Source organism: Paraburkholderia sp. RL17-381-BIF-C, assembly GCF_046026435.1.
GTDB lineage: Bacteria > Pseudomonadota > Gammaproteobacteria > Burkholderiales > Burkholderiaceae > Paraburkholderia.
Map to the genome: position 1 here is coordinate 1 of NZ_JARESX010000055.1, position 12,867 is coordinate 12,867.

Annotated in this window: 10 protein-coding genes and 2 riboswitches; of the genes, 6 read left to right on the plus strand and 4 right to left on the minus strand. The window is 65.5% G+C overall.

All coding sequences use genetic code 11. The features are described from left to right. Nucleotides 1-372: 372 nt before the first annotated feature. A complete protein-coding gene (locus P0D70_RS26740) occupies nt 373-1,317 on the plus strand; it encodes a flagellar brake protein (RefSeq protein ID WP_091801640.1) in 945 nt (314 codons plus the stop codon). Nucleotides 1,318-1,356: 39 nt separating this feature from the next. On the opposite strand, the gene P0D70_RS26745 is transcribed toward P0D70_RS26740, so the two are convergent. From P0D70_RS26745 to cobW, 4 genes are all read right to left on the minus strand, one after another. Next, nucleotides 1,357-1,947: a vWA domain-containing protein gene (locus P0D70_RS26745; RefSeq protein ID WP_408186679.1), complete on the minus strand. Its 591-nt coding sequence runs from the start codon at nt 1,945-1,947 to the stop codon at nt 1,357-1,359. A gap of 74 nt (nt 1,948-2,021) precedes the next feature. Next, nucleotides 2,022-3,080, minus strand: coding sequence for a magnesium chelatase ATPase subunit I (locus tag P0D70_RS26750; RefSeq protein WP_408186680.1), 1,059 nt, complete (start codon nt 3,078-3,080; stop codon nt 2,022-2,024). Further along, nucleotides 3,077-6,880, minus strand: coding sequence for a cobaltochelatase subunit CobN (gene cobN, locus P0D70_RS26755; RefSeq protein WP_408186681.1), 3,804 nt, complete (start codon nt 6,878-6,880; stop codon nt 3,077-3,079). Before cobN ends, P0D70_RS26750 begins: the two co-directional genes overlap by 4 nt. A gap of 6 nt (nt 6,881-6,886) precedes the next feature. Continuing rightward, the gene (cobW, locus tag P0D70_RS26760; RefSeq protein WP_408186682.1) at nt 6,887-7,978 is read right to left on the minus strand and encodes a cobalamin biosynthesis protein CobW; all 1,092 of its coding nucleotides are present in this window, start codon (nt 7,976-7,978) and stop codon (nt 6,887-6,889) included. Nucleotides 7,979-8,197: 219 nt separating this feature from the next. Continuing rightward, nucleotides 8,198-8,478: riboswitch (cobalamin riboswitch) on the minus strand. A gap of 67 nt (nt 8,479-8,545) precedes the next feature. After that, nucleotides 8,546-8,796, plus strand: a riboswitch (cobalamin riboswitch). A gap of 240 nt (nt 8,797-9,036) precedes the next feature. On the opposite strand from cobW, the gene cobA reads away from it, so the two are divergent. Genes cobA through bluB form a run of 5 tightly spaced genes read left to right on the plus strand, consistent with a single transcriptional unit; the run spans nt 9,037 to nt 12,863 of the window. Then, a complete protein-coding gene (gene cobA, locus P0D70_RS26765; RefSeq protein WP_177205179.1) occupies nt 9,037-9,810 on the plus strand; it encodes a uroporphyrinogen-III C-methyltransferase in 774 nt (257 codons plus the stop codon). Continuing rightward, on the plus strand, nt 9,807-10,214 hold the full coding sequence (locus P0D70_RS26770) for a cobalamin biosynthesis protein (protein ID WP_408186683.1): 408 nt from the start codon (nt 9,807-9,809) through the stop codon (nt 10,212-10,214). The genes cobA and P0D70_RS26770 overlap by 4 nt, the downstream gene beginning before the upstream one ends. Before the next feature lie 47 nt (nt 10,215-10,261). Beyond that, on the plus strand, nt 10,262-10,864 hold the full coding sequence (gene cobO, locus P0D70_RS26775; RefSeq protein WP_091801661.1) for a cob(I)yrinic acid a,c-diamide adenosyltransferase: 603 nt from the start codon (nt 10,262-10,264) through the stop codon (nt 10,862-10,864). A 3-nt stretch (nt 10,865-10,867) separates the two neighbouring features. After that, on the plus strand, nt 10,868-12,220 hold the full coding sequence (locus P0D70_RS26780) for a cobyrinic acid a,c-diamide synthase CobB (protein WP_408186684.1): 1,353 nt from the start codon (nt 10,868-10,870) through the stop codon (nt 12,218-12,220). Beyond that, nucleotides 12,204-12,863, plus strand: a complete 660-nt coding sequence (gene bluB, locus P0D70_RS26785; protein ID WP_408186685.1) for a 5,6-dimethylbenzimidazole synthase — start codon at nt 12,204-12,206, stop codon at nt 12,861-12,863. Before P0D70_RS26780 ends, bluB begins: the two co-directional genes overlap by 17 nt. Nucleotides 12,864-12,867: the final 4 nt, after the last annotated feature.

Genomic DNA, 12,867 nt, shown 5'->3' on the forward strand with positions numbered 1-12,867 from the left:
CGCTGCATCAGCAGCAGAGAAACGAGATTATGGAGAGCGAGAGACATGTCGTCAACCCCCTTCGCGCAATATTTTTCAAAAAGTTGAGGAGCACCGAAACAGACCTCACAGCGACACCGCCAATTTAGTTAGCCATCCGATCTAATTGGCCGCTCGCGGAACAATTCTACTTGCGGCATCGAGACAGTGACCCACGACCGCACCTCTACCAAACCCATCTGGCAATGACCCAACCTCGCTATATATAGAGCACTCGCCGCCCGACAGAAAGCAGCGCCAGAAGAAACCAAAGCCGAGTCAGCCGAGAAAACTAAAGTTTCCGCCTTGCCGGCCGTCAACCAAGATATCCCGTCACTCCAATTACCGCCGACCATGGACAATCCAGTCGAGGAACACGTCGACGAACGCTCACCCGCCGCGCAAACGCCAGCCCTCAATCTGGATAATGTCCCGGTGGGCACCGCTCTCGACTGGCCGATCGTCGACGCCGACGGCACGCTCCTTTTCACGAGCGGCACCATCCTCGCGACCACGGACGAACGCACCTTCCTGTTCAACCACTTCCGTCCTCAACGAGGCGACCTGCTGGATGCGGGCACACAAGCGCCACCTCAGCCAGACACTCAGGCAGACCCTGGCGGCCCATTGACGCTAAAGGACATGCACCTGGAAATCGGTGCATTGATCGGTGTGCGTCCGCAACTCGGCAGCGGCGCGCCGATGCATCCATGCCGCATCATCGGCTTCGCACCGAATCACGCGCTCTTCGTCACGCCGCCAATGCACGACGGTCGCATGCTCCCCTTGGGCCTCGGCGAAAACATCGAAATCGTCGCGATTGCCAGTCATGCCGTGTTTCGTTTCGTCTGCACGATCGAGGCAATCTGCCGCTCGCCGTTCGACTACGTCGTGTTGTCGAAACCCGGCGTGATCCGTCGCCTGCGCGAGCGCAAGTCGATCCGCGTCCGCACGCACCTCGCGGTGCGTTTCGGCATCGGTGAAAACGGAGACTCGTATGAGGGGCTTGGACTCGCGAAAGGCATTAGCGCACTGGGCATGCAGTTGATCGCCTCCTGGACGCTGGGTGCTGTCGGCGACCGGTTGCGTCTGGCGTTCCGCCTGAAATCGAAAGATCTCGATACGGAGATCGAAACCACGGCCGTAATCCGCAATGTGCACAAAGGCAACGGGCCGGGCGAGCCTTCGACTCATGGGCTCGAACTCGATCAGCTCGACGCGACCCAGCAAATGGCGATGAAAGTCTTCGTATTCGACCGCCAGGACGACGTGGTGTATTGGTCGAACGGCTTGAAATAAATCAGCGCAGGACGGCGAGCGGCGCAACGCACCCGCTGCTCAGCCCATCAATTCTTCCGGCGTACAACGTCGCGCGCCCCACGCATCGGCGAGCACTTCGCAGCGGCCCAACCGTAACGCCTCACGCTCGAAATCGACGAACACGACTTCGTCCACGTCGAGCGGGCGCACTGGCGTATCGTGCGTGCGCCCGTCGGTGAGGATCCACAGCCAGCGTTGCTGCGCAGGTTTGCGGCGCGCGCTGCGCTCCAGCAGCTGGGTCGCTCGCTGAATGCCGGCAGTGAGCGGTGTGCCGCCGCCGCCGCCCACCGGACTCAACCACCGCTCGTTCCACCAACGCGGCACGGCGGGACCGAATCGCACATCCGCCCCCGCACCGCCGAAACAGACCAGGGCGGCCTCGGCACGCGCGGCGCTCGCGTGGTCGAACAAGGCGACCAACAGTCCCTTGGCGAGCGCGAGGCGCTGCCCGCCCAGCATGGAACCCGAACAATCGAGCACGAAACAATGCAGCACGCCGCCACGCGGCGCCTCGCGCATAAAACGCAGATGCCCGGCTCGCAACGCGCCTTGGCCCTTCGCCGCGAGTGTGTGAGGCCACGCGATGCGCTTGCCCGGCGTCCCATGCAAGCGGCTGTACGCACCCGCACCTTGCCGCCATCGAAAACCGCTGCGCGAGTCAGCGGCGGCGCCCTTCCGATGGCTCAGCGTTTTTTTGCGCTGAGCGGTATGACGCCTTTGACCTGCGTGGTGGCGGCCGGCTCGGGGGCAAGATAGCCCCACTCGCTGTCGCCCGCCGCGTCAGCCGGCGGCGCATTGCCTTCCGCAGACGCAGACGGCCGCCCCGCGCCGCCGCCTTGAGAAGCGTCATTCTCACGCGCGTCCCGATGCGCTTGGGAATCACGAGAATGTCGCCGATGAATCAGCACCGCCTCGGCAACCCGATCGACATGCTCCGCCGTCACCGCAGACGCCTGCTCGAACGCCGCCAACGCCCGCGCCGCGCGCAGCATCACGAGATCGGCGCGCAAACCGTCCACGGCGGCGGCGATGCACAACGTGCTGACACGCGCGTGCACGGCGTCGTCGAACGCGAGTTGCGGCAGCGCGGCGCGCGCCGCTCGAATCTGCTGCACATAAGCCGCCTGCTGCTGCGCATAACCCGCACGAAACCCCTGCGGATCGAGATCGAACGCCAGCCGGGCTTTTACGATAGCCTGCCGCACATGCTGCTCGAAGCAGTTCTGCAACTCGACCATCAAGCCGAAACGGTCGATCAGTTGCGGCCGCAGCTCGCCCTCTTCAGGATTCATCGTGCCGATCAGCACGAAGCTCGCGTCGTGGCTATGCGACACGCCATCGCGCTCGACGGTATTCACGCCGCTTGCCGCCGCATCGAGCAAGGCGTCGACGAGCGCGTCGGGCAGCAGGTTGACTTCATCCACATACAGCACGCCGAGATGCGCTTTCGCGAGCAGACCCGGCGAGAAGCGCACCGAACCGTCGCGCAGCACCGTTTCGATATCGAGCGTGCCGATCAAGCGGTCTTCACTCGCGCCAAGCGGCAAATTCACCAGCTGCCCCTCCGGCAACAACTCGGCGAGCGCCCGCGCTGCCGTCGACTTGGCCGTGCCGCGCGGCCCCGCCACCAGCACGCCGCCCAGCGCCGGATCGATAGCGGCCAGCAAGAGCGCCTGCTGCAAGGGCGCCTGGCCGATCAGCGCGGCAAAAGGAAAAACAGGCCGCCGGGCTGCTGAGTTCATGTTTGCATTCCTTCAATCTGTTGCTCGCTCGCGAGCAGATGCTGTTCCACTTGCGAGCGAAAGTCGCCGGGCGTCTGCCACAAACCGCGCTGCATCGCTTCGAGCAGGCGCTCGCAAATCGAATGCAACGCGTGCGGGTTATGCCGCTGCAAGAACGCGCGGGTGTCAGCGTCGTTCAGATAGGCATCGGTCACGAGCGCGTACTGATGATCCGCGATCACGCGCGCGGTCGCATCGTAGCCGTACAGATAATCGACGGTCGCGGCGATTTCCGCCGCGCCCTTGTAGCCGTGACGCTTCACGCCATCGAGCCATTTCGGATTGACCACCCGCGAGCGGATCACGCGGGCAATCTCCTCATGCAGCGTGCGCACGCGCGGCGCGGCCGGATTGCTATGGTCGGCGTGATACACGCTCGGTTGACCGCCGGCCAGATGCCGTACCGCGGCGACCATGCCACCCTGGAACTGGTAGTAGTCATTCGAATCGAGCAGATCGTGCTCGCGGTTGTCCTGGTTCTGCAGCACCACGTCCAGCGCCGCGAGGCGCGTGCCGAACGCGTGACGCGCTTCTTCGCCCGCGCTCTTTTGCGTGTACGCGTAACCGCCCCACGACTGATAGGCGTTCGCGAGATCGGCGTCGGTCTGCCATTGCCGCGAGTCGATCATGTCCTGCAGACCCGCGCCATACGCGCCGGGCCGTGCGCTGAACACGCGCCAGCCGGCGCGCTTGCGCGCCTCGGCGGCGTCCATGCCGCGCGCGATGAGCGCATCGCGCTCACGCAGCACGCGCGCGCGAACCGGATTCAGGTCTTCGGGTTCGTCGAGTTCCGCGACCGCCTGCACGGCGGCGTCGAACAGATGCATCACGTTGGCAAAGGCATCGCGGAAGAAACCGGACACACGCAACGTGACGTCGATGCGCGGCCGGTCGAACACCTCGATCGGCATGATTTCGAAATCGGTCACGCGGTGGCTGCCGGGCGCCCACTTCGGCCGCACGCCCAGCAACGCGAGCGCCTGGGCAATATCGTCGCCGCCGGTGCGCATGGTCGCGGTGCCCCACACGGAGAGGCCAATGGCGCGCGGATAGTCGCCCTTCTCCTGCAAATGCCGTTCGATCAGTTGCTGAGCGGACTTCAATCCCAGCGACCAGGCCGCTTGCGTGGGAACCGCGCGCGTGTCGACCGAATAAAAGTTGCGGCCGGTGGGCAGCACATCGGGGCGTCCACGCGATGGCGAACCGCTCGGTCCCGGCGGCACGAAGCGCCCTTCGAGACCGCGCTTCAGATGAAGCATTTCCTGCGGGCCGCAGGCGTCGAGCCGCGGCAGCACATCGGCACGCAGTCGCCCGATTACGCGCGCCGCTTGCGGTAAGTCGGCACCAGGCGACGCCGAAGAGGCCGCATCTTGATCGCCGCACACGCCGCGCAACAACTCGGCCGCCAGCAACTCCAGCCGCTCACGCGTGTCGCCGCAGTGCCGCCACGGCGCATCGCTGACATTGCGCAGCACGTCGGGGCGCGGCCCGTCCCACACCGCCGACCAGTCCACCGACAACGGATCGAACAGATGGTCCATCTGCAGATCGCGCGCCAATGCATCGATCAGGCCGGCCTTCGCGCCTTGCCCGTCGCCGACAGGAAAACGCCCAAGCGCCAGCAATGTGTCGCGCCGTTGCACACCGTCCGGCGATTGCCCGAACGTATGCAAGCCGTCGCGAATCTGCGCTTCCTTCAACTCGCACAGCCATGCATCGACGCGCGTGAGGAGCGCGTCCTCATCGTCCTGCCCGGTCGGCGCCGCGAGGCTCAACTCCTCATGCAGCTTATGTTCGACGATGGTCGCCAGAATCGTGCGCCGCAACAGCTTCGAGCGGCGCGGGTCGACCATCAGCGCTTCATAGTATTCGTCCACCTGCCGCTCGAGGTCCTGCAACGGCCCATAGGTTTCGGCGCGCGTGAGCGGCGGCATCAGGTGATCGATGATCACGGCCTGCGCGCGGCGTTTCGCCTGGCTACCCTCGCCCGGATCGTTGACGATGAACGGATACAGATGCGGCATCGGCCCGAGAATCAGATCAGGCCAGCAGGCAGCGCTCAACGCGACGCTCTTGCCAGGCAGCCATTCCAGATTGCCGTGCTTGCCGACATGCACGATCGCGTCGATGCCGAACTGGTGGCGCAGCCAGAAATAGAACGCCAGATAGGCATGCGGCGGCACGAGGTCGGCGTCGTGATAGCTGGCGTAATCGCCCTGTTCGCGCGAACGCGCGGGCTGAATGCCGACGAACACCTGCCCGCAACGCCAGCCCGCGATCATGAAACGGCCGCGCCGCAGCGTCGGATCCTGCTCCGGTGCGCCCCAACGCGCGTTCAACGCCTGCCGCGCCTCGAGGGGCAACGCATTGAAGTGCGCGAGGTAATCAGCGAGCGCGAGGCTTTGCAGTGCGGGACGCAGATCGCGCACCACCGGATCGTTGGTCACGCCCTCGGTGAGCTTCTTCAGCAGCGCGTCGCCGTCGGCGGGCAAGTCGGCGAGACGGTAGCCTTCGTCGCGCAGCATCGACAGAATGCGGACCACCGAGGCCGGCGTATCCAGTCCCACGCCGTTGCCGATGCGCCCTTCGCTCATCGGATAGTTGGCGAGAATCAGCGCGACTGTTTTGTCCGCGTTATCGAGTGAACGCAGACGGCACCAGCGTCGGGCCAGTTCCGCGAGAAACGCCACGCGCTCGGCGTCCGGCTGATACCGCACCACGTCGACCTGAGTGTGCGGACAACGGTATGCCAGCCCCTTGAAGCTGATGGCGCGCGTAATGATGCGGCCGTCCACTTCCGGCAGCGCGATATGCATGGCGATATCGCGCGAATTGAGGCCGTGATTGTCCTTCTGCCAGTCTTCACGATTGCCGCCGCTCAGAATCACCTGGAACACCGGCGCGTCGCCGGCGAGCGCGAGCGGCTCCGGGTCGTCGATCGCGGACGCGGCGAAGGCGGTCGTATTCAGCACCAGCGCGGCATTGTGCTCTGCGCACAGCGATTGCACGACTTCGCGGCTGAACGCGTCTTTGAGCGAGGTAATCGCGATCGGCAACGGATTCAGGCCTTGCGCTTCGAGCGCGTCGATCAGCGTGTCGAACACGGCCGTATTGGCCGCCTGCAGATGCGCCTTGTAGAACAGGATCGCCGCGACCGGCGCGTCCGGTTGCCAGCGCGCCTGCCAGTCGGCGATAGTCGGCGTGTCACGCCCGGGATGATAGAGCGTCGCGGCGGGCAACGCGCGGGGCGGCGCAGGCTCGCGCCCCCAGCCGAAGGTCCGGTGCGCGATACAGCGCAGGAACGCCTCGGCATTCTGCGCACCGCCCTCGCGCAGATAACGCCACAGTTGATGGCACAGCTCGGCGCTTGCAGTACTGCGCGCGAGCAGGTTCGGATCTTCCTGCAAATCGCCGGAGAACATCGCGAGCGTCTGCTGCTTGCGCTCGGCGAGCGCCACCACCTGCTCGATACCGTAAGGCCAATACGCTTCGCCGCCGAGGTGATCGACCACCACCACACGCGCGTGCTGCAAGACGTCTTCGACGTAGAAATCGACCGAGGCCGGTTGCCGCAAATACGTGACGTTCGCGAGCCGCACGCTTGGGAAACCTTCACCCATGCGCGCAATCACGCTCGCGAGCAACGACAGCGTGGTATCGGCGGAGCTGAGCACGACGATGTCGGCGGGCTGCTGATCGATACGGATCACGCCTTGTGTATCGTCGACGAAACCGCCCGGCGTGGTGCGCAGCAGATGCATGAGCGCTTACGCCTGTTGCGTTTCGACGCTCGACGGCACGCCGAGCGCCACGTCGAACGCACGCTGCAACGCGGCCTGATCGAGATCCTCGCCAATCAGCACGAAGCGGCTCGGGCCGCTTTCGCCAGCCTGCCAGCGTCGATCGAAATAGCTGTCGAAGCGGCGGCCCACGCCCTGAATCACGAGGCGCATCGCCGCGCCCGGCAGCGCCGCAAATCCTTTGACGCGGTAGATCGTATTCGTTTCGACGAGCCCTTGCAGCGCGGCGATCACTGCTTCGCGCGAGAGCGCATTCGCCTGCACGACCACCGAATCGAATTCGTCGTGATGGTGGTCGGCGTCTTCGGCGGAACCGTGGTGATCGTGGCGTAGGTGGATCGTGTCTTCCGAAGCGGCTTCGAGCCCCAGTAACGTATGCAGATCGAGCCGGCCCATCTGCGCGCGCACGATCTTCACTTGCGGCGGAATCTCTTCGCGAATCACCAGCTCGACCGCGTTTTGCTGCGCGTCGTCGAGCAAATCGGTCTTGTTCAGAATCACCAGATCGGCGGCGGACAACTGATCTTCGAACAGTTCGTGCAACGGCGATTCGTGGTCGAGATTCGGATCGGCCTTGCGCTGCGCATCCACGGCGACGGGGTTGTCGGCGAACTGACCGCTTGCCGCAGCCGGACCGTCCACCACGGTGACCACGGCATCCACGGTAAAGCTGTTCTTGATCTGCGGCCAGTTGAACGCCTGCACCAGCGGCTTGGGCAACGCGAGACCCGACGTCTCGATCAGCACGTGATCGATCTGATCGCGGCGCTCGACGAGTTTTTCCATCACCGGAAAGAACTCTTCCTGCACTGTGCAGCACAGGCACCCGTTGGCGAGTTCATACAATTGGCCTTCGGTTTCGACGCCGTTTTCATCGCAACCGATTCCGCAACCCTTGAGAATTTCCCCGTCGATACCGAGTTCGCCGAACTCGTTGACGATCACCGCGATGCGCTTGCCGCCCGCATGCTGAAGAATGTGCCGCAGCAGCGTGGTCTTGCCGCTGCCGAGAAAGCCCGTGACGATGGTGACGGGGATCTTGCGCATTTGAGTTTGCATCGTGAGGTCCATCCGTAGGAGTTGCACGTGCACGCCGGCGTGTTTTTGTGTGTCTGTCTGCGCGTCTGCGTGCATCGGCCGGGTAGCCGGGTAAGCGGCGCGTAAGCCCAGCGAGCCAGGACGACAACACAACACGGGGACGAACGACGGGTTGCCGCGACAACAGAAAAACAGGAAGCGGGAATGAGAGCATGAACGCACCGCCGCATCCCCGCGGCGTTCGCCCTTCGTATTCTGGCCGGTATCCGGGCTGGCGAAAGCGCCGCTTCCCCTTCCCGGGCGAGTGATTTCTCGCCCAGTGGTGATATGCCGACGCGGCCTTGCGCGTGGACATCGAAGCCGGCTCCGTGGCGCTAAAGAACTTACCGCAGCACCACATTTCGCTTACCGTTGCGGGGGCAGCACAGGTTGACCCGATCCATGGCAGGCGGGCACCCTGTTTCCCGTTTAACTGCATGCGCACGAGCGCGCACACGAGCACCAAAGTGCGTGCGAGTGTAGGCCCGCGGCCCGGTGCCGTCAAGGAAACGCAAGCCGCAAGCGCTTATCGGGCGGGACGCCATGTGCTATCGTATGCGCGCGTTTGGTGCCCGCACATGCATTCGCGTGTGCAGTTAAACGGGAAACAGGCCGCGCTTTACGCGCTCAACCTGTGCTGTCCCCGCAACGGTAAGCGACCTGCGGCGCGATGTCTTTCATCCCGCGCCGCGCATGCGTTTTTTCGATGCCACTGTCCATGACATTCCAACGAATGCGGACGGGAAGGCAAAGCGCATGAGGCCGCCAGCCCGGATACCGGCCAGACGCGGAGGCGGCGAACCTCAGGGCAACATCACGCCGCCGGCCGCCGGAATCCGCGAGGGACGGATGTGAAGGCGCTGAAGCACGACGTGGCGCATCCGTTCGTCGATCCGTTCCCAAAGGGACCGTGGCGAGCCGCGCGTTTCGCCGTGCCTGAATCCGTAGCACTGCATGCCCCCAAAGTCCGTCATCCGGCGCGCCTGCGCGCTTCGCCCCTTTCCGCCCGTCACGACATGGCGCTCGCCATGCATGTCGCGATGACCCGCGCCTGGCTGATCGGCGCCGGCCCCGGCGACGTCGAACTCATGACCCTCAAGGCGACCCGCGCATTGGCCCAAGCCGATGTGGTGCTGGTCGACGACCTGGTGAATCCCGACGTGCTGCAGTTCGCGCGCGCCGACGCGCAGGTCGTCTACGTCGGCAAACGCGGCGGCCATCCGTCCACGCCGCAGGCCGGCATCGTCGCGCAGTTGCTCGAACACGTGCGGGCCGGGCGCAGCGTCGCGCGCCTGAAAGGCGGCGATCCGTTCGTGTTCGGCCGGGGCGGCGAAGAACAGCAGGCGCTGCATGCGGCGGGCGTCGAGGTGGAAGTCATCAACGGCATTACGGCGGGCATCGCCGCGCCCGCGGCCATCGGCATTCCCGTCACGCACCGCGATCACGCGCAAGGCGTGGTATTCGTCACCGGGCACGGCGCGGGCAGCGGCGAACCCGACTGGGCCGCGCTCGTCGCCACGCGCATGACCCTCGTGATCTATATGGGCATGCGGCGGCTGCACGATATCGTCGACGCGTTGCTCGCGGCCGGCATGAGCGCCGACACGCCATGCGCGGCGATCGAATCGGCCACCCGTCCGGAGCAACGCCATGCGCTCGCGCGGCTCGGCGAGTTCGCCGACACCGTCGCGCGTGCCGGACTCGGCTCGCCCGCGATCGTGGTGATCGGCGGTGTGGCGTCGCTCGCGCTGGCGCGCGCAGCGGCGCGGGCCGATGACGAAGCGCCTTGCGCAGACGGCGCGGCTACACAATGAAGACGCTGAGCGTGGGCATTGGTTGCCGTGCGCACAGTTCGGCCGAACAGATCGACGCGGCGGTGCGTGCCGCGCTCGGCGCGCATGCGTTCGATGAAATCGGCACCGTAGCGTCCATCGATACCAAAGCCCACGAAGCCGGCCTGCTCGAATTCTGCGCGCGTCATGCGCTGCGGCTGACGTTCTTCAGCCGTGAACGGATCGCTGCGATGCCCGTGGGGGAGCCTTCGGCGGCAGCGCGTGAGCACCTCGGCGTGGATGGCGTGTGCGAGCCGTGCGCGCTGCTTGCCGCGACGGACGGACTCGGTGAATCCACCACGTCCGCAGCGCCTCGAGCACGGCTCCTCGTGCGCAAGACCGTCCATGCCGGCGTCACCGTGGCGATCGCCTCGACCACGACCTAAGCCCAACGCGAACATCCAAACAACGACACTCAGGAACAGAACCTGCAATGAAGACCGATCCCGAATCGCATCAACGCATGACCGAGCGCCGACGCGAAGGCCACGAGAAGAAACAGGCCAACGCCACCGTCGAAAAAGGCCTGCTGATCGTCAACACCGGCACCGGCAAGGGCAAAACCACCGCCGCATTCGGCATGGCCGTGCGGGTGTTGGGCCACGGCATGCGCCTTGGCGTCGTGCAGTTCATCAAGGGCGCGCTGCACACGTCGGAGCGCGACTTTCTCGGCGCGATCGCGAACTGCGATTTCGTCACGATGGGCGACGGCTACACCTGGAACACGCAGAACCGCGACGCCGATATCGCGACCGCGCGCAAGGGCTGGGACGAAGCGCGCCGCATGATCGAAAGCGGCGAGTATCAGATGGTGATCCTCGACGAGCTGAACACGGTGCTCAAGTACGAGTACCTGCCGCTCGACGAAGTGCTCGCGGTGCTGAACGCGCGCGCGCCGATGCTGCACGTGGTAGTGACCGGCCGCCACGCGCCGGACGCGTTGATCGAAGCCGCCGACCTCGTCACCGAAATGCGCATCGTCAAGCATCCGTATCGCGAGCAGGGTGTGAAAGCGCAGCGCGGCGTGGAGTTCTGAGCGATGTCCGCGTCCTCCGAGGGCACCTCCGCTGGCGCGTCTTCAAAAGAGACGTGCTCCGGGGCATGCCCCGCTCTCTTCATCAGCGCGCCCGCGTCGGGTCAAGGCAAGACCACGATCACCGCGGGTCTGGCGCGCTACCATCGGCGGCTGGGGCGACGCGTGCGCGTCTTCAAGACCGGACCGGATTTTCTCGATCCGATGATTCTGGCGCGCGCAAGCGGCGCGCCCGTCCTCTCGCTCGATCTGTGGATGGTGGGCGAAGCCGCCTGCCGCAGCCTGCTCGCGCAAGCGGCCGCCGAAGCCGACCTGATCCTGATCGAAGGCGTGATGGGTTTGTTCGACGGCACGCCGAGCAGCGCCGATCTCGCCACCACGTTCGGCGTGCCCGTGCTTGCGGTGATTTCGGCGAAGGCAATGGCGCAGACCTTCGGCGCGGTGGCCTTCGGCCTCGCGCAATTCCGGCCGCAAGTGCCGTTTTACGGCGTGCTCGCCAATCGCGTCGGCTCCGCGCGACACGCGCAGATGCTCGAAGAAGCGTTGCCGCCAGGTCTGCGCTGGTGCGGGCACATTGCCGCCAGCGATGAAATCGCCTTACCCGACCGTCATCTCGGCTTGCACCAGGCGGACGAAATCGACGATCTCAACGCGCGCCTGGATCACGCCGCCGATACGCTCGGCCGCACCGCGCTGTGCGAACTGCCGCCGCCGGTCGAGTTCGGCGCGCCCGTGCCGGACGTGCTGCCGCGTCTGCTGGAGGGCAAGACGATTGCCGTCGCGCGCGACGCCGCATTCTCGTTCATCTATCCGGCCAACGTCGCGCTGCTGGAAGCGCTCGGCGCGCGGATCGACTACTTCTCGCCGCTCGCCGACCAGCCACTGCTCGAACACGCGGACGCGCTGTACCTGCCCGGCGGCTACCCGGAGCTGCACGCGGCAACGCTGGCGGCCAGCACGCGCAGCGCCGCGAGCATTCGCGCGCACGCGGCCGCGGGCAAGCCGCTCGTTGCCGAATGCGGCGGCATGCTCTATCTGCTTGACCGCCTCACCGACACGCAAGGCGTCAGCACGCCGATGCTCGGTCTGCTGCCCGGCCACGCGACGATGCAAACGCGCTTCACCGCGCTCGGCATGCAACGGATCGACAGCCAGCACGGGCCGATGACCGGCCACACGTTTCACTACTCGAAGCTCGACACCTCGCTCACGCCTCTGTGTTCGGCGATCCGGCCGCAAGGCGACGCGCCCGGTGAGGCCGTCTACCGCGCAGGTTCGATCGTGGCGAGCTACATGCACGCTTATTGGCCCTCCAACCCGGCCTTCGCGGCCGCCCTGTTCCATGGCGAAGCCTTTTGACGATTTCGAGCGCGACGCTGTCTACCGCGCCATTTACGAACGCCGCGACATGCGCCATTTCGTGCGCGATCCGGTCGACCCCGCCGTGCTGCAGCGCCTGCTCGACGCGGCACATCACGCGCCGAGCGTCGGCTTCATGCAGCCGTGGCGGATCGCGCGAATCACCGATCCGGCGCTGCGCACGGCCTTGCATGACACGGTGGAAACCGAACGCCTCGCCACCGCCGACGCGCTCGGCCAACGCCGCGAAGCGTTCATGAAGCTGAAAGTGGAAGGCATGCTGGATTGCGGCGAACTACTGGTGATGGCGCTGATGGACGGGCGCGAGCGCCATATCTTCGGCCGCCGCACCTTGCCGGAAATGGACCTCGCGTCGGTGGCGTGTGCGATCCAGAACATGTGGCTCGCGGCCCGCGCGGAAGGTCTGGGAATGGGCTGGGTGTCGCTGTTCGATGTCGACGCGGTTCGCCAGCTACTGCACATGCCGGAGGGCGCGCGGCCCGTGGCGATTCTGTGCTTGGGTCACGTCGACCAGTTTTACAACGAGCCGATGCTGGAAACCGAACGCTGGGCGAGCCGCCTGCCGCTCGCCGACTGTGTCTTCGAAAACCGCTGGCCGCAAGACCGCGACGCGCCGGAGTGATCGT